At 38.5% G+C, this 19,489-nt stretch carries 22 protein-coding genes and 1 tRNA gene; 6 read left to right on the top strand and 17 right to left on the bottom strand.

The genetic code is table 11. The features are described 5' to 3' along the window. The first annotated feature begins 54 nt into the window (after positions 1 to 54). From J0X14_RS04570 to J0X14_RS04555, 4 genes are all read left to right on the top strand, one after another. Positions 55 to 127 (top strand) — tRNA-Met (locus J0X14_RS04570). Between the two features lie 354 nt (positions 128 to 481). Further along, positions 482 to 1,540, top strand: coding sequence for a tyrosine-type recombinase/integrase (locus J0X14_RS04565; protein WP_242527911.1), 1,059 nt, complete (start codon positions 482 to 484; stop codon positions 1,538 to 1,540). Between the two features lie 75 nt (positions 1,541 to 1,615). Beyond that, a complete protein-coding gene (locus tag J0X14_RS04560; protein WP_207096562.1) occupies positions 1,616 to 2,395 on the top strand; it encodes a hypothetical protein in 780 nt (259 codons plus the stop codon). A gap of 124 nt (positions 2,396 to 2,519) precedes the next feature. After that, on the top strand, positions 2,520 to 3,335 hold the full coding sequence (locus J0X14_RS04555) for an endonuclease/exonuclease/phosphatase family protein (RefSeq protein WP_207096561.1): 816 nt from the start codon (positions 2,520 to 2,522) through the stop codon (positions 3,333 to 3,335). A 7-nt stretch (positions 3,336 to 3,342) separates the two neighbouring features. On the opposite strand, the gene J0X14_RS04550 is transcribed toward J0X14_RS04555, so the two are convergent. From J0X14_RS04550 to J0X14_RS04490, 13 genes are all read right to left on the bottom strand, one after another. Continuing rightward, positions 3,343 to 4,770 (bottom strand): ion transporter, encoded by a 1,428-nt coding sequence (locus J0X14_RS04550; protein ID WP_207096560.1) that lies wholly within the window; start codon positions 4,768 to 4,770, stop codon positions 3,343 to 3,345. A 21-nt stretch (positions 4,771 to 4,791) separates the two neighbouring features. Next, positions 4,792 to 5,307: a DUF4236 domain-containing protein gene (locus J0X14_RS04545; protein WP_207096559.1), complete on the bottom strand. Its 516-nt coding sequence runs from the start codon at positions 5,305 to 5,307 to the stop codon at positions 4,792 to 4,794. 2 nt (positions 5,308 to 5,309) lie between these two features. Then, positions 5,310 to 6,212 (bottom strand): hypothetical protein, encoded by a 903-nt coding sequence (locus tag J0X14_RS04540; RefSeq protein WP_207096558.1) that lies wholly within the window; start codon positions 6,210 to 6,212, stop codon positions 5,310 to 5,312. A gap of 3 nt (positions 6,213 to 6,215) precedes the next feature. Further along, positions 6,216 to 7,478, bottom strand: a complete 1,263-nt coding sequence (locus J0X14_RS04535; RefSeq protein ID WP_207096557.1) for an ABC transporter permease — start codon at positions 7,476 to 7,478, stop codon at positions 6,216 to 6,218. A 5-nt stretch (positions 7,479 to 7,483) separates the two neighbouring features. Then, entirely contained in the window at positions 7,484 to 7,888 is a 405-nt protein-coding gene (locus J0X14_RS04530) for a hypothetical protein (protein WP_207096556.1), read from the bottom strand. 18 nt (positions 7,889 to 7,906) lie between these two features. Continuing rightward, positions 7,907 to 8,281: a DUF6804 family protein gene (locus J0X14_RS04525; protein ID WP_207096555.1), complete on the bottom strand. Its 375-nt coding sequence runs from the start codon at positions 8,279 to 8,281 to the stop codon at positions 7,907 to 7,909. A gap of 7 nt (positions 8,282 to 8,288) precedes the next feature. Continuing rightward, the gene (locus J0X14_RS04520) at positions 8,289 to 9,116 is read right to left on the bottom strand and encodes an SPFH domain-containing protein (protein WP_207096554.1); all 828 of its coding nucleotides are present in this window, start codon (positions 9,114 to 9,116) and stop codon (positions 8,289 to 8,291) included. Positions 9,117 to 9,126: 10 nt separating this feature from the next. After that, positions 9,127 to 9,552 (bottom strand): hypothetical protein, encoded by a 426-nt coding sequence (locus tag J0X14_RS04515; protein WP_207096553.1) that lies wholly within the window; start codon positions 9,550 to 9,552, stop codon positions 9,127 to 9,129. 21 nt (positions 9,553 to 9,573) lie between these two features. Then, positions 9,574 to 9,759: a YegP family protein gene (locus tag J0X14_RS04510; protein WP_207096552.1), complete on the bottom strand. Its 186-nt coding sequence runs from the start codon at positions 9,757 to 9,759 to the stop codon at positions 9,574 to 9,576. 414 nt (positions 9,760 to 10,173) lie between these two features. Further along, positions 10,174 to 11,226 (bottom strand): type I restriction endonuclease, encoded by a 1,053-nt coding sequence (locus tag J0X14_RS04505; RefSeq protein ID WP_207096551.1) that lies wholly within the window; start codon positions 11,224 to 11,226, stop codon positions 10,174 to 10,176. Positions 11,227 to 11,539: 313 nt separating this feature from the next. Continuing rightward, positions 11,540 to 12,205, bottom strand: coding sequence for a DNA-binding response regulator (locus J0X14_RS04500; RefSeq protein ID WP_207096550.1), 666 nt, complete (start codon positions 12,203 to 12,205; stop codon positions 11,540 to 11,542). 14 nt (positions 12,206 to 12,219) lie between these two features. After that, a complete protein-coding gene (locus tag J0X14_RS04495) occupies positions 12,220 to 14,166 on the bottom strand; it encodes a tetratricopeptide repeat-containing sensor histidine kinase (protein ID WP_207096549.1) in 1,947 nt (648 codons plus the stop codon). 75 nt (positions 14,167 to 14,241) lie between these two features. Further along, positions 14,242 to 14,412, bottom strand: coding sequence for a hypothetical protein (locus J0X14_RS04490; RefSeq protein WP_207096548.1), 171 nt, complete (start codon positions 14,410 to 14,412; stop codon positions 14,242 to 14,244). 340 nt (positions 14,413 to 14,752) lie between these two features. Here J0X14_RS04490 and J0X14_RS04485 point away from each other — a divergent pair, with 340 nt between their 5' ends. After that, positions 14,753 to 15,691: a hypothetical protein gene (locus J0X14_RS04485; RefSeq protein WP_207096547.1), complete on the top strand. Its 939-nt coding sequence runs from the start codon at positions 14,753 to 14,755 to the stop codon at positions 15,689 to 15,691. A gap of 145 nt (positions 15,692 to 15,836) precedes the next feature. On the opposite strand, the gene J0X14_RS04480 is transcribed toward J0X14_RS04485, so the two are convergent. The 4 genes from J0X14_RS04480 to J0X14_RS04465 all read right to left on the bottom strand — a co-directional run bounded on the left by J0X14_RS04480 (position 15,837) and on the right by J0X14_RS04465 (position 18,597). Beyond that, positions 15,837 to 16,244, bottom strand: a complete 408-nt coding sequence (locus tag J0X14_RS04480) for a DUF1761 domain-containing protein (protein ID WP_207096546.1) — start codon at positions 16,242 to 16,244, stop codon at positions 15,837 to 15,839. Positions 16,245 to 16,307: 63 nt separating this feature from the next. Next, positions 16,308 to 17,126 (bottom strand): AraC family transcriptional regulator, encoded by an 819-nt coding sequence (locus J0X14_RS04475; RefSeq protein WP_317194418.1) that lies wholly within the window; start codon positions 17,124 to 17,126, stop codon positions 16,308 to 16,310. 551 nt (positions 17,127 to 17,677) lie between these two features. Further along, on the bottom strand, positions 17,678 to 18,010 hold the full coding sequence (locus tag J0X14_RS04470) for a nuclear transport factor 2 family protein (RefSeq protein ID WP_207096544.1): 333 nt from the start codon (positions 18,008 to 18,010) through the stop codon (positions 17,678 to 17,680). A gap of 110 nt (positions 18,011 to 18,120) precedes the next feature. Beyond that, positions 18,121 to 18,597: a hypothetical protein gene (locus J0X14_RS04465; protein WP_207096543.1), complete on the bottom strand. Its 477-nt coding sequence runs from the start codon at positions 18,595 to 18,597 to the stop codon at positions 18,121 to 18,123. A 335-nt stretch (positions 18,598 to 18,932) separates the two neighbouring features. Here J0X14_RS04465 and J0X14_RS04460 point away from each other — a divergent pair, with 335 nt between their 5' ends. Continuing rightward, positions 18,933 to 19,364, top strand: a complete 432-nt coding sequence (locus J0X14_RS04460; RefSeq protein WP_207096542.1) for a hypothetical protein — start codon at positions 18,933 to 18,935, stop codon at positions 19,362 to 19,364. Positions 19,365 to 19,489: the final 125 nt, after the last annotated feature.

Genomic DNA, 19,489 nt, shown 5'->3' with positions numbered 1-19,489 from the left:
ATTGAATTTAGTTTGGAAATGACCCGAAAAGAGTTGTATATTTGCCGTCCACATCGCGGGATAGAGCAGTAGGTAGCTCGTCGGGCTCATAACCCGAAGGTCACTGGTTCGAGTCCAGTTCCCGCTACAAGGGCTAAACAGCCAAGAATCAACGGATTGTGTACATACAATCCGTTTTTTTATGCCCGATGTTTCCCTATTTTTACGGACAGTACACGGTACCGTACACGTTTTTGACATGAAACGCGCCTTCTCAGAACCCAGGATATACACAGGTGGGGCCGATGCGAAAAGCTGGTCCAAGCTCCCCAGGAAAGAGCAAAGGGACGCCCTTGCCAGGGACTGGTACGTCTACTATTCCTTCCGTGACCCAGCTACCTGAAAGCTCAAGAGACAGCCCAATATCAAGGCAGGTGCCAACCGATATGGGACAAAGCGGCAGCGCTATGCCCACCTGAGGACCATCCAGAGGAACCTTTCCATGCTCCTGGAGGCCGGTTTCAGTCCCTATGCCGACAACACCGAACTGGAGGGGGAGCTCTTTAGCAAAAAGGAAGGGGTGCCGGATAAGGGCACAATTGCCCCCATTGAAAAGGAGCGGCCCCAACGGGTGACCATTGGAACAAAGGAGGGGGATGCCCCAATGGGGGTCACGGAGGCCCTTGAAATGGCCCTTTCCATAAAAAAGAGGACCCTAAGGGAATCGACCTATATCAAGTTCAGGAGCAGGGCCAACCGTTTCGGGGAGTGGGCAGTGCAACGTTTTGGCAAAGGCCACAATGTTGCACTGTTGGACAAAAGAACGGTCATGGAGTACCTCAACGAGGTGTTGCAGCGCACCAGTGCACGGAACCGGAACAATGCCAGGGCCGACCTGAGCTCCCTGTTCCAGACCTTGGAGGACAACGACATCATTGCCAGGAACGTTGTCAAGGGGATACCCCAACTGCGCACCCAGCCAAAAAGAAACAAGACCTATGCCCCCGACCTCCTTGCCAAGGTAGAGGGGCATATGGGCAAAAATGACCCCCTGTTATTGCTCTTTGTCCGTTTTGTCTCCTATTGTTTCCTAAGGCCCATAGAGGTGTGTAGGCTGAGGGTAAGGGACATCGATGTAAGGGACAAAAAGCTGTACCTGCGCACCAAGACCAAGCTCGACAAGACCAAGATAATCCCCGACATCCTTTTGGGGGAACTGCCGGATATTTCCGCAATGGACCCGGAACACTTCCTCTTCACCCCTGAGGGCATCGGAGGGGTCTGGGACACCTCGGAGGAGAACAAGAGGGGGTATTTCACAAACCGGTTCAAAAGGGTGAAGGAAGAACTGGGGCTCGGAAAGGAATATGGCCTGTACAGTTTCAGGCACACCTACATCACCCAACTTTATCGAAAGCTTGCAAAGGACAACCCCTCCTTCGTGGCCAAGAGCAAACTGTTGCCCATAACCGGCCACAGCACCATGGACGCCCTTGAGAAGTACCTCCGTGACATCGATGCCGAACTGCCGGACGACTATTCCCACCTGTTCGAAAGATAGAAAAGGGCAATTGGCCCCATTGCCATACCCCATATTAGGGTAAAATTTCGTTGTTTTACACATATTTATACCCCTATGGACCCCTTCGGACTGTTGAAAGGACACGACCTGACCAATATGGACCCAATGGACCGGCAACGGCTCCTATTGTCCCATGGGCTCATGGAGCCAATTCATGTAATTGCCCTGACAGCTGAGCCCAAACAGGTGTTTCCACCGACGGGCCCTCCCGTGATGCGGTACACCCAACATCCCACCATTGCCCTGCACTCTTTTTTGTTGGACCGGTACATTGACCTAATCGATGGGCCTTTCTTGGGTTTCTTCCATGATTTCAATGAAGAGATATTCGGACTTGGGAAGAAGAAATCCAAAAAACTGGCCCTACAATACTATACCCTGTTGGCCGATTCCATGATCACCAAGAGCATCAGGTTCATCCGTGTCCAAAAGGACAAAAGTGGTATCGAGTCCGTCAGCAACATCGGGAAATTGGAAATGTTGGATGGGCAACGGAACACATTGAAGGATAATCTCGCAAATAGTGAGCTCTTGGACCACTACCTAATGGGGGATGAGGGTCATTTCTCCATTGACCTTGTTGGCAATGATAAAACATTGGGGCATTTCATTGATTTTGAAACGGCCCTGAAGATCCTGTTGTCCCTGAACCATTCCTATGGTTTTGAGGCCAATCCTTTCTCCGTGCCACAAGAAAAAACATTTGAAGAACCAAATCAAGTTAAGAAGACCATACCCAAGATCAAGAAAACTTCTGTTCTATCTGATGAAGAGGCCCTTGATTATTTATTGAAAAATGTTTTTGGGTCAAAGGGAGACACAAAACCCAAATAATCAAAAAAGGGTTTTCAAAGTAGGGTATTATGGCTTCTTTATTTCTTCAAGTAACATCGTTACGGAAATCCATAATATCACGAAAAGATTTTTCATAAATTGAGGAGCAATCAAGACCAACCCCATGCTAAAAAGAATAACCTTAGTAGTACTACTGCTGGTTTCGTATTATCCTGCTTTTTCCCAACAGGATGAAGTCACCTTAATCTCTTGGAACATAAAAGACTTTGGAAGAACAAAGAACACTGAGGAACTGAATAGGATTGCCCAAATTGTAAATGACACCGATGTTTTGGCCATTCAAGAAGTAGTGGCCGGTTTTGGTGGTGCCCAGGCTGTTGCCAAACTCACAGATATCCTGAATAGAAAAGGAGCTAAATGGGACTATGTCATCAGCGACCCCACCAATAGTCCAAAGTACGTTACCGAACGTTACGCCTTTATTTGGAAGACCCATAGGATAAAGATCAAGAACCGGGGTTGGCTCATTTCGGAGTTGGATTCCTTAATCGATAGGGAACCCTTTTTGTTGCACTTTTATATAGATGGGAAACAATTTACAGTGGTCGATTATCATTCAAGACCCTACAACAAGGACCCAGAGAGTGAAATTGAAGCCCTTTCCAAGTTTGTTATTGATTCTTTGAAGACCCCAGTGATCATTGCAGGGGATTTTAATGTGGATGAAAAAATGCCCGTCTTCAACACTTTGAAAAAATCAGGTTACCAAACGGCCATTACCGACCAAAAGACCACTTTAAAACGGAGCTGTGAACGAACCAATTACCTCAACTACCCCATTGACAATATTTTTTATTCGAAAAGTATTCACAAGGTAGAAGGGGGTGTAATCGACTTTGTCAGGTTTTGTGATCAATTAGAAGAGGCCAGAAAGTTATCAGATCATTTGCCGGTGTTTTTGAGGTTTAGATTGAACTAGAACTCTCCTACGACAGGTAGACCAACCGATCACTATCATCTACCAACATATCATTTTTTGGTGACAATACCGATTCATTTTGATGGTTGATCACACCCAAAAGAGTTTCATTTTTTTCCAGTAAAAGTAGTTTTATATCCTTGATCATCACTGGAACAGAAAGCCCCAATTCGGTCGGTTTTAGACTTTTTACCCGTTCTCCTCCCTCACCAAAGAGTTGGTAGAACAAATTGGAAACATTGGGATGACCTATACAGGTAGAGATAATCTTGGCATCGATCAACTCCTTGAACAGGATTTCATCTCCCATGATCTTGTCCCTGATGATCTCCGCGTTGACCTCATCGTTTATTTCAGCAATAGTATGGGTCTCAGGGGCCTCCTTTTCAATATGAAAAACAGTCATTACTGTTCTCAGGTCTACATCCCGAATGGTATCATGCTCATTAAATTCTGCAAAGACAATGGCAAATTTGGCATGCTTTATCTGCACTAACTTTAAGGTATTGTAATCCGTATAATCAGCATTTACGTAAATGAGTCCGTCTTTATCGGCAATGGGTTTTTGGGTAATCAGGACAATCTTATTGCAATACCTTTTGTCTCGAAGCAAGTCTTGTATGACCTTTTCCGCAGATTTGGTGTAACCACATATCACAACGTGGTTCTTGATGTTGAGGCGAGATATTTTCCCAGAAGTAATAGCATTCATGACCAAAGTGATTTTATTGAGGATAATCGAGATAAAAAAGCCAAAAATGGCCATGTTGAAAATCAGCAGTAGGACGGAAAGAAGCTTTCCAAAAACGGTCTTGGGGGTAGTATCGGCCAATTCTATCAATTCAAGGGAATACCAAAAGGAATTGGTAAAGCTATAAAACGCTTCGCTGTCCTGATTGTGTTCTACACTATATAAGCCAAAACTCAACACCAATAGAATAAAGAGCGTTACCGAAAAAAAGATATAGAACATCCTGTTGTGCTCTTTCATGCCCTGGAGAATGATGTGTAGCTTGTCTATTTGGCGAAATATTTTGAAGGCCCTTACCAAACGGAACAACCTTAAAAAGCGCAGAAGGCGGAGCATCCGAAAGGCCCTAAAGAACCCCAAGGACGGCAAAATGGCCAATAGGTCAATCAACGATGTTGGTTTGGCCATCCAATAAAGTTTTTGCCTTGTCGCAAAAAGCAGGCCCTTGGCATGGCAATCGTCCCTAAAATCCGAACAGATATAGAAACGGATTCCATATTCCGCAATAAAAAATAGGAGCACAACCTTATCCACATACTCCAAATCCTTGGAAAGATATTGGTGTTCATTTTGAAAAAAGATGAGCACAATGGAAAGCAGAATCATTGAGGCAATGAAGACATCCAACAGGTATTTTTTTGGATTTTCCTCATCCAAGAACCAATATCTCAAAAACTGTTTCATGGTTTTTACCTACCACCTTATTTAATTGCACCTACACCCTTCCCCCACGACCCACCTGCAACAAGGGTCGGCTTGGCAAGGGGCTTTGTTCTTGTTGGAGCATCCGCAATTTGAAGTTGTAGCACAGGTTTTCACACTATTACCGGGTTCTTCACAGGCGATACCATCTTTATCAGCATCTAAATCGTTCCTACATTCTGGGTCGGCATTGTACGCAGCTTGGGCTGCAGCCTGTGAAGTATAATTGGCACAATTTGTATCCCTGCAACCTAAGGTTTCTTCAGCATCTATTCTTTCGCTTTCCACAGCTGTACAAGCAATGACAAATACAACAAAGAACACAACCAAACACCCACTATTTTTTGCTTTTGAAAAAGTTTTACGATAAGTCAACCCAGGAATTCCGGTCCTAATGGAATATCCTTTTGAGCTTAAACTACCCCGCTTCCCCCTATAGCTTGGCGTAATTCCAGATTTACTGATATGAACCCCAAAACCTTTTCCCAGTTTAACCCTTTTGTGAAATCGGAACGCCATGACTATTTGTTTAGGATGAAATTCCGGATGATTTTGTCCATGTCCGATGGTAGTTCCGAATTTCTAATTTCATAATACCCAACCTCCATTTCCTCAAGCCATTCCTTCCAATAAGCTTTTATTACATCATCTTCATAAACATTGCCTTTATTGGGATTTATCCCTAAAACCAAAACTTGTAAATTTTCAAGGTTTCCTGAAGCGGGAATAAAACCATATCCGTCACCCTCAAATCTTTCTTTCCAATTAGAGTCATTAAGTTTATGGGTTCTTATGAATTGGGGGGTTAAATAGGTTGACAGGTTCCCTTCTTTTCTTAGGTTATTCTCATGATACAAATAGCCATCTGTTAAAATAATGAGGAGATTGCTGGAATTTTCTTCAATGCAAAAACTCTTAACCTTATTTTTAAAAAAGTTCCAGGTGTCTGACCCCACATACTTGCCATCTGATAAAGCTTGTTCATAGATTTCCCTTGATTTACTTTTATAGGTATCCTTTATGTCTTCAAATAAATCCAATGAAGCATTGTTTCTGGTTACATGGAATTTCAAGCTTTCCGAAATCCTATCTATTTTCGGATTTTGGGGTACCGGATCAAAGAAAACTGCAATTTTATCGTCCATCGCACGTATCCTTTTAACCTTTAAATATTCAACAAAAGAATTGGCAATGGACTCTATATACCCTACATCCCTCAAATAGAACTCCAATGCCTCGTTATGGTATTTGGTAGTGTCTATTCTGTCTGACAAATCCAACAAGAGACTTATATTGAGATTCACATCCTCTTTTTTTATCTTATTGTATTTATCTTTCGCTTCAGAAATCTCATTTTTATTATCCCCTTTGCAAGCAAATAAGAACAAAGCCAAAGTGAATATTGTATATATATATGGTTTCATTTTTTAGTTTGTTGTGAAGATTAAGTTTTGGAAGTCCATCTCTGTTAAATTGAGGCTTTGCAGATGTTGGCTTGCTATAGATTCACAGCTTTCCCGGAGTTCATCTTTTTCTTTTTTTGGCAATGCCAATTCCGCATTTATTGCCTGGTACCACCCCTCTTTATACTGATAATGGTAATGCAGGTATTCTTTTACAGGAAAAATAAATCCATCTATTTTGGACTGTAGCTCTGAAATTTTACCTTGGAACAAGGTTATGTCATGTCTGGCCTTATCAATTTTGCCATTGAGTTCTTCAAGAATGAGCGCAAGGTTTTTTATTTCATCTTTTTTAGCTCGTATGAAAGCTTTGATTTTGTCAACATTTTCATGCTCTTTCATTACAAAATCAAACACCAATCCCCAAATGATATAAACTACGAAGCCTGCAAATATAATCCCCCAAAAATTAACACTCTGTATTGCATCGGTCGGGGTAAACTGTTGCCCAACCACAGCATCAAACAAGAATATTTTCTTTTCGATCAAGTAAGCAAGTATTACATCAAAAATGAAGGTTAACACAAAAAGGGATACTAATTTTAGAATGGCTTGCCATCCTTTTATCTTATGAAACATATGAACCAAATATCCAAGTCCCATGAAGACAAATGGAATGGTCCCGACGAATATCGCTTCCAACATTCCATCTGAAATTGCCTTGCTCAATGCATTAGCATCAAAAATTGCAGCTGTTAGACTATCTGTCTCAAAATCTTTAAAAAACCCTGAATAAGAGGCCGAAATGTAGAATACAAACAGGTAGATTGTAATTGGAAGCAATAGCAGAAGACCTATATAAAATTGAGCTTTTGGGCGTTTATCGGCATCAATGCCATATTTTTCAGGACTTTGTTTAACCGCTATCATATCAGCTTTTTTTTCTTCTATCGCCGAAGAAGTATTGTTGATTTGCTCTTCAAGAATCCCAATGGCCGTTTCTCTTTTTTTAAGCTCAGTTTTGTATTTTTCTTGTTCCTCGATATAGGGTTGTTTTAATTTTTTTTGCTCATGTAGTTGTTTTCTACACTGGTCTTCAAAACTGTTGTACAGGTTCTTTAATCCAACTCCAAAGGTCATTGGCTCACCCGAAGCCTTGGTGGAAGCACCATATCCACTCTGGTAATATGTAATCCTTATTTGTTCTTTTGATTCTTCGGGATTTTCTTTTATGTCATCCTTGGCCGTGCTTTTTTTAAGCGTAAAGAGTTTCTTGATATTTTCCATGTTATTTAGGTGTTAAGGTTTTTTAGAATCTCTTCCTTCCCCTTTTTGTTTTTTGCACTCTCCAAAAGGAAGTCTACTATTTGAACAATGTTATCCTCAAGAAATTCAAATTTTTTACAGTACTTTTTCAAGGTATTGTACTCATCCTCAGTAACTTTCCCATCTGCCCAAATCATTACGGCGAGGTCATATAAATATTCAACTCTCTTTTCCTGGGTTTCAGGTATGGCAGATTGATTTGTGGGACTCAATAGTAGATTGTTTAACTGTTCTTTTGAGACCCCTCTATCTTTGGCAAATTCATATAACATTTGCATTTCAAGTACATCAAAATTGTCATCAGAAAGGGCGATTTGATATAACCTTAAAAAATGACTTTTCAATTCTGCAGTTATGGTAATTTCTTGCATACTTTAATATAGTTTTGGTTAGTACATTCGGTCTCGTTCGTATTTCTTCACCTTCTTTTTAGTAGTAGGTACAGGTTTTACTTTTTTGGGACGGTTGATGATGACCTCTATGAGAAACAACATTCCAGTCAAAATATCCAGGGGAACCCAATACATTTTTTTGTAGAGAAATATGGGAAATATGGGATTGAAGAGTATGGCTACCAATCCAAACAAGAGCCCCCAATATAAATGATTACTGTTTTTGATAATAACCAATAATGCCCCAATGAAAATCACCGTACGTAGCAGCCAATAATATTCTCGGGAAGCTTTTAAAACTGCTATGAACAGAAGCAAGGCACAACAAGCCGAGATTACAGATACGAAATAGTCAAAAAATCCTTTGCTCATGGACGATCTAGTTTATTTCATATCTTCCTATGAATCCATCAGGCAAAAAAACCTTGTTACTGGGATTCTGTGTAATGATTTTCATCCCATCTAAATATTTCTGCGAGAGGATAATTTTACTTGCGGCTTCTTCGCTGGTCTGCTCTCTGAGCTTAAGAATATAATTACCTTCTGCCTCTGCGATAATCTTGAGTGCCTCAGCTTGGGCGTTGGCCCTTATCAAATTTGCTTCCGCATCTGCCTTAGCCCTGGTCAGCTCAGATTTGGCCATGCCCTCTGCTTCTGCAATCAGAGCGCGTTTTTTTCTTTCTGCCGTCATTTCCTGCATCATGGCATCGGCCGTGTCTTTGGAATATTTGATTTCTTGAATCTCTACCCTGGTAAACGTAACTCCCCATTTTGATGCTACTTCAATGAGTTCAGCCGCAATTTTTTGATTGAGGTTTTGCCTTTCTGACAGCACCTCATCCAACTTCAATTTTCCAATATTGGCCCGTAAAGCATTTAGAGCAATGTCTGTGATGGATTTAGGCAAAATGTCAATATCATACACTGCCTTCACAGGATCTAGGATTCGCCAATAAATAGATGCATTGGCCTCCATGGTAACATTATCAAGGGTCTGACATTGCCTCGGTGGTGTATCGCTCTGCTGCTCTGATAGCTCGATAAAACGTCCTCCTTTGTTGGCAACACCTTTCCAGTTGTATACATATTTGATTTCGTCTATGAGAGGAACCTTAAATCGGATACCTTCTTTTTGTATTCTTGAATGCTTTCCAAAACGTTTAATGAGCACTACATGGTTCTGCGGTACGGTATAAATGATAGCCATAACAATGTTTTTAAATGATTAGCTTGTTTGATGATGTATTTACTATTTTATAAGTATTTCCTGTAATGATGTCCTTATTTCCAGTGTTCTCAAATTCATAGAGTTCTTCATTGACAAGAATGAATTTTGTCCCTCCTATTTCTTTTACAATCCCACTTTTTCCAATCAAACCTTCTATACCTCCTGTATGTCTTTGTGGTGCAATTATCTTATCATGAATCTTTTCAATAAGCCTTCTCCAAACGAGGTAATGAAATACCAAAAATCCAAACCAAAGTAATCCCCCGAGAAGTATCTTATGCACCGGGCCACCATCCAGTGTCAGCACAATAATGACGGTCAACAAGATGTAAGCTACATGTGTTGGGACCTCATAGGCCAAAAAGATATCGACCAGAATTAAAATGAGGACGGTAAACAAGAGAATGGTGGCCATGTATTAGCTAACTTTCGAAAACTATGAGGTTGTATCCTCCACTCCGGCAACCAGAGCATCACGCTTAACGGCTGAAATACCATTTTCACAACCTTGCCTGGAAACATACATTTCACTTGTTGCAATCACTTTACCATTTGAGGCAAATAGATTAAAGTAAAATTGATTGTTTCTACTTTTTGAGATAACGAATTTTGGAAATGCCATAATATTGGTTTTAATAATTTACATTTCAAACGTAAACCCATTACAACACAATCCCTTACAGATTTCCGTAATATAAAAAGTGGTAATAAAACTTTTTCGTTCAATTTCAGTCTAGAACCGATATTTGTATAGAATTCATGTTACATCTCCAGTACGTTCGATGTGAAATCTGTGATTTATTGAAGAAAACAAGAGTTTTAGTCTTCCCAACCACAAAGGGTGCGACCCATTTCCTTGGCTTTTTTTAAAGTGACTTCGTAAATCTTGGTAGAACAGTTGGAAAGTCCCCGACAGTTTTTGATATAGTGATATCTTTTGCTGCCTTTTCCCATGCAGAGGAAGACATTGTTGTCAGATTTTGAGGGAGCAAAGAAACTGGTGAAACCCAAATAGAATAATGGTATTAAGATGGCTTTAGTTGCCTTCATAATAATCAATGCTTTTTAGCAATTCTTCCTCAAACTGGTATATTTCTTCCACAGCTTGTATTAAGTGTCGAGTTTCTTTTCTTTTCTCGCCAAAAATTCCCAAGTAATTATTGCTCCCGTTAAAATAGAGACGACACAGGGGCTTTCGGTTATTGTCGTCCAACAAAATCCCGAAATACGATTGGGTATCCCTGTGTACAATACGCTCAACAGGAAGTTTTCTCCGCAAAATGGCCACCACAATCCGATAGCCTTCCAGTTCTTCCTCCGTAGTGTTCACCTTACTGATTTTTTCAGGTTCTTTGTGCTCTTCCTGCTGTTTTTCGGCTTCTTTGTTAAGAGCTGAATTTAATCGATCGTTCACCTTTTCACTAATGGTCTGGGTAAAGGCCTTGCTTACCAAATCAGTGAATTCCCCCATCACCTTTTCAGTAAGCCGGCCAGAATACACTTCTCCAGCAAACAGCCGGACAAAATGATATGATGGAGCTTGCAATTCCTCTGCAATCAATTTCTTTATCTCCTTGGTATACTTGAGGGAGCTAGCATTGTCCACAATCTCCTCGATATTGAAATTGGATTTGTGGAACTTGGCAATCTCATTGATGCTGTTTTCCTTTAACTGGGTAATATCGAACTCCAAAAAGGGCTTTTCGTCCATCTTATTGGCCGCTTCCAGGTCCGTATAAAACTGATATTCTATACCATTGGTAAGGAGTGCAAACCGGGTTTTGGTGGTGTGGAAATACCGAAACAGTTGGGAGTTGTGCGCCGTGAGCTTTTCCTTCCAGTTTTTACATTCGATAATGATGATGGGCTCCCCATTCTGGAAAATGGCATAATCCACCTTTTCCCCTTTTTTTAGGCCCAAATCGGCCGTAAACTCCGGCACTACTTCGGTTGGATTGAATGTGTCGTACCCCAAAAGGTTGATGAATGGTAACACAAAGGCATGTTTGGTGGATTCCTCGGTATCAATCTGTCCTTTTAGCTTGACCACTTTTTCGGCCAGGGTTTTGAGTTGGTTTTGGAGTTCCATGGTTAACTTAATTCTGAAAAAGGAAAATTCTTTATGACTGTTTTTCCAATTTTTATCTAAAGTCGAGCACAATGACTACACAATGGTTTGCCTCCAGTACCGGACCTTCTATTTTCTGGTTCTATGTTATTTCCTTCAGTACATCTAGTATTATTGTGGTGTACATTGGAATTGATACTGTAAAAAGGAGCTGTTTTTGCCATGACTGTTTTTTTTAAGATTATCACATGTCAAACCTAACCCCATTAAAAAACAATCCCTTACAGAAATCTGTAAGGGATTACAATTTGTTTGAAAAAAGAAAGGTCTCTGCTTAGATCTTACCTTCCCTAACCAGTTTGGCTATCAAATGATGTGTATTTTTTGCCCCAAACTCATCAAATAACTTGCTTACTTTTTTATCTATAGTGCTTTCGCTATTTGGGGTAATGTTTTGCTGTTTGAGCTTTTCCGAGATTTCTTTCTTGGTGAGACCATTGGCAAGGTCTTTCAAAATAATACGGTCAAACTCGTCAAGTTCAAACACATTGTCGGAGACGTTCAGGCTAATCTGGGGTGAAACGAAAGTACGGTTATGGTACACTTCCTGTATGGCCTTTACCAATTCCAACATGCCATGGCGACCTTTACAGACGTAAGCATTTATGTTTTCCTCCTTAAAAAGGTTATTCACCTTTACGGGATTGTCTTCCATGGAATTGATGATAACCTTTAAATCAGGCTGAATTTCCCTTGCAGCTCTTATGAGTTCCAAACCTGAGGTAAGTTTGCGATCCATATGGTCTTTCTTAAATAAAAGATCGGTAATCAATAATTCGTATGGTTCGTCTTGGACATGAGCCAATTTAAGACGGTTGTAGGCTTTGTCACAATACAACTCTTCCTGAACAATGGGGATGCTAAATTTAGTGCGAAGCGTATCCATAATACCTTGATTGGTATCTTGAAAATCTTCGGCAATCAAAACTTTTTTGAACATAGTAGGCAACTGTTTTACTTCGGTAGGATGATGTTGGCCCTAAAGCCATCACCTTTTCCTGAATCAAATGTAATGGTTCCCCCCAAGGCTTGAATACGCTTTTCTGTATTTCGAAGTCCATTTTTGGCATTCAAATCTTCAACAGAAGCTCCAACCCCATCATCGATATAGTCTACTTTCAGCATTTTATCTACTTTTTGTAATGAAATGGTAATCAAAGTCGCTTCACTGTGCTTACCCATATTTATCATTAATTCCTGAAGCACCTTGTAAAGTACCGTCTTGGTCAATGGAGCAATCTCTGCCCAATTGATTTCCTTACTTCCCGTAATGAGCAGCTTTGCATTCAGCGGTGTCCTAAACCGGAGCATTTCAAAAAACTCTTCTCTAAATTTGGATCCAGTGTTTACTTCATTGATTTCTCGAGAAAAGTCCCTACTCTGGTTGTAGAGGCCTTCCAAAGTATCCAACAATGTTGATTTGTCCATATCATTTTGCACCATCAACATGGTTTGGTTGAGTCCTGCCCCAAAACCATCGTGCAATCTTCTGGACAATTCGGCCTCCGTTTCATGGGTGGCCATTAATTTATCCGTTTTGTTTTTTTGCCTTAACCTTTTGGTTCGTTGTCCAAAACTATATATAGACAGGCCCAAAACGGATATTACAAAAAGGAAACCTCCTAGATAAATGATTTTCTGGTTACGTTGTCTGCTTGCTTCCAACTCTTTTTCCGCATTTTCCTTCTCCAGCCGTAAAATGGATTCTTGCTTGAGTTTATCATCATATTTATACTTGGCAAATTGGGTCTTCACCTTCAGCTCTTGCTCATATAGACTATCTTGCAAAAAAACATAGCGATCACGCAATTGAAAATTTGTAGGCTCTAAATGCATCAAGAATTTTAATGCATCCTTTTCTGCCCGTGGCATTTTTATGGTTTTGGACAGATTGATCACAGTATCAAAATATGCTTGTGCTTTTTGATGTTGATTCTTGGAAAAAAATTCACCCAAATGGGTATAGCTGGCAATTTGTCCTCTCTTATCATTGTTTTGTTGACGTATTTCTAAAGCTTGTAAAAAAGGATCTACGGCTTTTTCCTTTCTCGAAAGCCAACTAGCATATGCAAGATTGTCCAATACACGGGCATATTCATACCCGTTTTTCATGATTAAGGATTCAGTGGCAATACTGTCCAGTAAATGAACGGCTTGCCTATAGCGAGCATCATCAATATAGGTAGCAGCCAAATTATTCTTGTATATTAATCTATCTTCTATCGAATTAGTGGTATTGATTGCCTTTAAATAATATATAATCGCGTCATCATAATTCAGAAGTTTTCGATGATCTGTGGCTAATAGATTATAACATTGGGCAATGTACACAGTATCATTTTCAGGCACTAAATACTGTAATGCCTCAGTAAGGGTTTCTTTGCTGCCAAAAAAATCGTTGAAATCTTTTTGAATTGTACCCATATTTAAAAGATTCCTACCTACTCCACTACTATCACCAATTTGCTCAAAGTAACCTTTTGAAAGTGTATAATTTTGAAATGCTTCTTCTGAATTATGGGCTCTCTCAGCAAAATAATAACCCATCAAGTAATATTGATAAGCCAGCATATGGTCATCACCTATTTTTAAAGCATGATTAATTAGGAGTTTATTATAAATCTGCAAACTATCATATTCTTGGGAAGCAAGGTGAAGGGAGTTTTTTTGATACAAAATTTGACTATAAATAGAATCATATAGGTGATTTTTTGCAAGGAAAAAGGACTTATCAATCTTTTGCTGTTTTTGTACCAGGGAAAGATTCTTATCCAAGGATTGATAATAGTAGTGTAAAACACTGTCTTTAATATTATCGGCAGCTCTTGAAATAGGTTTCTTGCCACTAGGGGTACAGCAAACGCTTAAACCAATAAAAGTTAAAATCAGAAACTTTTTCAAGGACAATAGATTTATATAAAAACCAAAAAGAGCTATACCCGAAAGTATAGCTCAAATTAGTGAAAATAATCCTTACTACTTGTCACCAGGAGGTGGTGGTGGGGGTGGGGGCGGTGGGTTCCCATCATCCCCCTCCGTTGCCACAGTATGGTAAAAGGTCTCAGTATCGGCTATGTCTTCTGTAGTACAAGAAAACATAAACACATTCAAAACAACGGCTATCAAGGCCAAAAAAATTTTCTTCATTTTTATGAAATTTTTACATTAAACAAAGGGGTGACTGTCCGGGATTTTCCCAGATTTGTTTTGCTTTTCAGCCACCCGTGAGTGTTGGAGTACTCCTTTGTTTTTGGAAAGTGGAAACTGTAAGCGGCAGACTTGGCTACTTTCCAACGGACCAAATACTAGCCGCATTACAGAATCCCATAAAAATGAATCTTCTAGAAAAGCTATGTTAGCAAAGCATAGCGGAATTCATCTTTGGATGTAAAATTATTAGTGCTTAACGGTTATCTTTATAGGTGATTCCAAGAATTCCAATGATTCCCAAGAATTCCAGAAGAATTTCAGAAATTCCGAGCCAACCATGGAACCAAGAACAAGTAAAAGCTACCAAGAAGCGGTTTTAGAGAAATATAAAAGGGAAAAAGGGGGAGAAATGAGAGGTTATCTCGCTAAGCCAACATGTAGTCAAATAAGAGATGCTTGTATTTATCTATTAGGAAGAAGAAATGAAAAGAATGACGATTATATTCTTAATCGTTTTTTTGAATTCAAGAGTAATGATAATAAGCAAAGAGAAATAGAAACCCATGGAATTGGAAAGTTTAAATCAATTGAAAAATTCCTAAAAGGAAAAATCAAAACGACCAGTACCAAGAATATTAATTTGATAAGCTGGCTTATTGATTTTCATCCCCGACCTTACGAAGAGTATTCAAAATCCAATAATTCAAATATTTCGGAATCACCAATTAATCCACCAATATCCAAAATTATTGAAGAGGCGAAGAATATCAAGGAAACAGATAATACAAAAGAAAGTACAAAGCCTTCCAGACGGAAGCTAATCATAACCATTAGTATCTCTTTTGCTGCTATTTTAGCAACTTCCTTGATTTTGAAAAATCAAATACCAAGTGACAACAGCAACTCTTCAACAAACCTTAAAAATGACACCCAATCCATTACAAGGGAAAAATGCATGACCTGGGCCGATACAATATATGTTGAAGTCTCTTGCACTACCAAACCCTACTCTAAATTTGGTACAGCGGTAGAGCCCCTAGACCCCGTTAAATTGAAGAATTTCAAGAAAGTTGAAGTAACAATGTCCACAAATTTTTTTACAGAGGATGGCAAGCCAATAATTTGGTACTTTAAAAACAGGGATGAAGAGATTGAATACTTTACCTCTCCTGGGTTACACCCCATTACAGGTAAAACACTTGATGAAATTACTGAATACATTATTGAAAAATATGTCCCCACTCATATTGAGAGAGAAGGTTCTTTCATTCAATGAGATAACATGAACTTTCCCGAAGTCTTATCTCATAATATTTGTTAGTTTAAACTCGGCCTATATAATTCTTTTGAATACTATAAATTATTTAGGGTCACGACTCATTAAGGATATGAACTCTCTTATTAAAATTCTTAGCCCACCTTTATCTCCAAAAACCTAATATTCCACCTATTACCGTAAAATAAATAACAATATACCCCCCATTTATTAAAATATATTTCCAGCTTCTTTGTTCAAATAATGCAATAATTGTAAATATTGCAGCGGCCCATCCAAAACCGGTCAAAAATCCCGCTGTTAAGCCCCATTCGAATGTTGTACCTGCATCTCCCAAAAAAAAAGCCATATTATACGAAATAAGATATGCAAGAACGAAAGTTACCCCATAAGTCTTTGCCGGACTTGCACTTTTAATTTGATCATCTGTTAAATTATTTTCGGTTTTCCACGCCTTGTAGAAGAGTACTGGGGAATACCAGAATGCCCCCCAAATTAGATTAAACACTGCGCAGGTTAAAACTGCCCAGTGGTTGATTACCATATTTTCCATGAAGTTTGATTTTTATTGGAAAACAAAGGAAATTGAACGTTCTTAAAAAAAATTGTAAAAAATTTACTTTACTGGAAAGTAGTTTGGAAATTCTCCAATATCGCTTAAGTATCTACTTGGATTTAAACCAGAAAAAGATTGAAAATCCTTAATAAAATGGGCTTGGTCATAATAACCGCAATCAGCTGCTATGATGGTCCAAGATATTTTTTCATCATTTTCCACAGCGGTAAGAATTTCGTTGAAGCGTTTTATTCTATGAAATTGCTTAGGAGTAATACCTACATATTTTTTGAATATTTGGATAAACTGCTTTGGTGAATAGCCTGTTTTTGCTGTAATTTCACCGATGCTCATTTCCGTGGGGGAGTTTTCTATCTGTTCCAAGGCAAACTGGATGATATCAGTATATAAGTCGTCCTTCTTTAATCGGTTTTTTAACCATTTTTCTATTTCATCAAACTTTTGTTCTGGGCCATCAAGCAATTTGAGTTTCTTATGAAGTTTCAAAACAGCTTCTCCAAACACTTCTTGAGCTGGCACCACTTTATCAGTAAATAAGAAAGCGGGGGTATGCAATAATGGATATCCAGCGCCTGGCTTAAATACTACAACCATCATTTCCTCAGAGTGAGAACTTATGGTGATATAGTCCTTCAATACCCCAGAAAACCAAACATCCGAACATTCTTGTTTGACTTCTTTGGTTGCATTATCAAAAATATATTTGGGACTTCCTGTAAGCTCAAAAACAATATTCATGGTGCCATCCGGCAAATACTTGTCCATGACATGCTCAGGATGATAATCCTTATTGTAATGGATGACCTCTACGTACTTTGATATTTCCGGTATTGGGATGTGAGTCTTATGTCCAGCCAAAAATGTATTTATGTTAAGTATTCAAAATTGTTCCTGAGCCAATTGGATGCTATGGATAGGTCAATATAACTAACCCTACTATCTAAAATAGGTTTTAAATCTTTGGAAACAAAATTTCTTGATTAATCTTAATGACCTCATCAATCCAGGCATGAATCAATTAGATACCTGAACGAATGCTTAAAACGTAATTAGAATACAAAACAACTTCATTGGCACTAACTTCGCAGATATCGAGGATTTCATTTTTACTGAAATTGTTAATTTGATAGAGTCCCTAAAACTCCTATTAAAACTAGGTTTCTCGATTGAAGTAAATACAATGGTTAACCGAAATTCTATGTGAAAGTTAACATATCTGTATGAATTTTTGGAGTTGGGATTACTGTCACTGTGTCCATTGAACGAAAGGATACCGCTATTTAGGTAATAAGTCAGAGAATTCCAATCAAATAAAAAGTATAGATGTAAATCTTATTAAATGCGCATAATTATTAAGGCAACGTACCACTAATATTCTGCTTCCAATAGAGAGCAATATGAAACTTTAGTCATCCATTTGGAATAACTGTTATTTTTGAAATTTTACCCCCAGAGTTAAATTCTATAATGTCCACAGCTCTTGTCACAATACTATCCTGCGTTGTAAATGAAAAATCAATCAGTACGTTGTTCGTTTCATTCGACAAATAATAACCATGGGTCTCGAATTTTAATTTTGAAATCATCTCTTTGTTCGAAAGGAACTCTTCTCTAGCCAGCCCCAATTCCTGTTTACCGTAACGGAATGCACAGTCTCGCGCCAAATAGGTAAATACTTTATCAAGATTTCCATTATGAAAAGCTTCAAAGTAAGCTCTTGCGATTATTACTTTTTTATCCATATGCTAAAACACTTTGCTACAAAGGGACATCGATCAAGCATAATTCATTAGTCCAAATTTTCTGCTTTACAATATAATTATACGTCAAGATTTGAGTGGTGAGTCAAAGATTATTCCAATCTTTTCTGAACACCTTTATACAGTTCCTGGGCCAAAGAATCTCCGTCCCAATCCAGTATACCTGTGAAAGTTGCCAATGAACCGCTGACATCAAATTTGTAGGCGTTTGTCCCTTCTGTAGAGATTAAGTATAAACTGTCAGATTGAATCTTCCATTTACCCTTCATGGCAAATAAAAGGGAATCGTTCAAATCAAAATATTTAGATTCATAGGAGCCATCTTTCAAATATGTAGTTTTAATGGGTTTGATTTTTAAGATATTTTCCCATTCACCCTTGGGAACATTAAAAATAGAATCATTGGTGTAAAACTGAATTTGCATGGAAACATTTTCCCATGTCCCTAAAATCTGATCATTCAAGGCCAAAACCTTGTTGTTGGCAACTTTTTTTTTGTCACCTGCCTGTTTGCAAGAAACAACAACGCATAGAAGAAAAAGAGTTAGAATTTGAAGTGTCATTTTCATATTTATAAGGCTTTAAAAGGTTAATTCTTTCTAAAAACTCAACGTCCGGTGTATTAATCAAACCTATACCCAGTGCTGAGTCTAGAAGTCTATAACAATTCTTTCCATAGTAATGGGGACAAAAAATGTTCATATCTGTTATTTATTAGCACATTTTCAATATAGAAAGATCCTTAACATCATATTAGACTGGTAAACATTGTGTTCTTTTCCAATTCAATTTTACCTAGAATACTAGAGACAGAACAAAAGAACTTCCAGTTTTAATTGGGAATCCTCCTCCCTAATAAGTCCCCTAAACGGGTTGGTAATTGTTAGAATAAAAAATCAAACACATGAAGGCCCTTAGTTTTGAAGTTGACAAAAAATTGTCCCTATATGTATGCTGGCAATTCCTAACAAGTCAAGAAAAATTAGAATTTGTTTTAAGACCTTATTTTAAAATCATACAAGACCAAAAGCAACTAACCCAAGGAGATTCCTTCTCCCTTGCATCTTCCCATGAATTCGATATGGAATTTATAGTCATTCAGATCATGGAACTCATAGAAATCGAATATTTAGCCAAATGCAAGAATTCTGGATATGAATTTCGCTTAAGCTTCAAATTGTATTCTGTGAGTCCAGGCAGTTGCAGAATTGTCTTGTATACTTTTCCCTTGATAAAAGAGACCCGACCCTTAATCATCCAAAAGATTCAATGGAACTATAGGTATAAAAAACTTTTTAAAAGCTGGATTTCAGAATATTTGGATAACTGTAACTAACTTTCCAAAACTCATCCTTCTGTCTTAGGAACTGGACAGTTTGAGCTAATCTTTATTCAAATTTAATTTAGCTTTTTAGTTTGTTCTTCGGTTTAAACAAACTTTATCCTTTGACAGAAATAGTG

Source organism: Allomuricauda sp. CAU 1633 (assembly GCF_017313225.1).
Taxonomy (GTDB): domain Bacteria; phylum Bacteroidota; class Bacteroidia; order Flavobacteriales; family Flavobacteriaceae; genus Flagellimonas.
Note: the sequence above shows the minus strand (reverse complement) of the source record. Positions and strands in the feature narration are given on the sequence as shown.

Excerpts from the sequence above, each read along its gene's own strand:
- J0X14_RS04490 (WP_207096548.1), bottom strand. The coding sequence starts at position 14,412 with ATGAAGAAAATTTTTTTGGCCTTGATAGCCGTTGTTTTGAATGTGTTT.
- J0X14_RS04530 (WP_207096556.1), bottom strand. The coding sequence starts at position 7,888 with ATGCAAGAAATTACCATAACTGCAGAATTGAAAAGTCATTTTTTAAGG.
- J0X14_RS04480 (WP_207096546.1), bottom strand. The coding sequence starts at position 16,244 with ATGGAAAATATGGTAATCAACCACTGGGCAGTTTTAACCTGCGCAGTG.
- J0X14_RS04565 (WP_242527911.1), top strand. The coding sequence starts at position 482 with ATGCTCCTGGAGGCCGGTTTCAGTCCCTATGCCGACAACACCGAACTG.
- J0X14_RS04515 (WP_207096553.1), bottom strand. The coding sequence starts at position 9,552 with ATGGCCACCATTCTCTTGTTTACCGTCCTCATTTTAATTCTGGTCGAT.
- J0X14_RS04510 (WP_207096552.1), bottom strand. The coding sequence starts at position 9,759 with ATGGCATTTCCAAAATTCGTTATCTCAAAAAGTAGAAACAATCAATTT.
- J0X14_RS04460 (WP_207096542.1), top strand. The coding sequence starts at position 18,933 with ATGAAGGCCCTTAGTTTTGAAGTTGACAAAAAATTGTCCCTATATGTA.
- J0X14_RS04555 (WP_207096561.1), top strand. The coding sequence starts at position 2,520 with ATGCTAAAAAGAATAACCTTAGTAGTACTACTGCTGGTTTCGTATTAT.
- J0X14_RS04520 (WP_207096554.1), bottom strand. The coding sequence starts at position 9,116 with ATGGCTATCATTTATACCGTACCGCAGAACCATGTAGTGCTCATTAAA.
- J0X14_RS04525 (WP_207096555.1), bottom strand. The coding sequence starts at position 8,281 with ATGAGCAAAGGATTTTTTGACTATTTCGTATCTGTAATCTCGGCTTGT.
- J0X14_RS04465 (WP_207096543.1), bottom strand. The coding sequence starts at position 18,597 with ATGAAAATGACACTTCAAATTCTAACTCTTTTTCTTCTATGCGTTGTT.
- J0X14_RS04500 (WP_207096550.1), bottom strand. The coding sequence starts at position 12,205 with ATGTTCAAAAAAGTTTTGATTGCCGAAGATTTTCAAGATACCAATCAA.
- J0X14_RS04470 (WP_207096544.1), bottom strand. The coding sequence starts at position 18,010 with ATGGATAAAAAAGTAATAATCGCAAGAGCTTACTTTGAAGCTTTTCAT.
- J0X14_RS04540 (WP_207096558.1), bottom strand. The coding sequence starts at position 6,212 with ATGAAACCATATATATATACAATATTCACTTTGGCTTTGTTCTTATTT.
- J0X14_RS04505 (WP_207096551.1), bottom strand. The coding sequence starts at position 11,226 with ATGGAACTCCAAAACCAACTCAAAACCCTGGCCGAAAAAGTGGTCAAG.
- J0X14_RS04535 (WP_207096557.1), bottom strand. The coding sequence starts at position 7,478 with ATGGAAAATATCAAGAAACTCTTTACGCTTAAAAAAAGCACGGCCAAG.
- J0X14_RS04545 (WP_207096559.1), bottom strand. The coding sequence starts at position 5,307 with ATGGCGTTCCGATTTCACAAAAGGGTTAAACTGGGAAAAGGTTTTGGG.
- J0X14_RS04550 (WP_207096560.1), bottom strand. The coding sequence starts at position 4,770 with ATGAAACAGTTTTTGAGATATTGGTTCTTGGATGAGGAAAATCCAAAA.
- J0X14_RS04560 (WP_207096562.1), top strand. The coding sequence starts at position 1,616 with ATGGACCCCTTCGGACTGTTGAAAGGACACGACCTGACCAATATGGAC.
- J0X14_RS04485 (WP_207096547.1), top strand. The coding sequence starts at position 14,753 with ATGGAACCAAGAACAAGTAAAAGCTACCAAGAAGCGGTTTTAGAGAAA.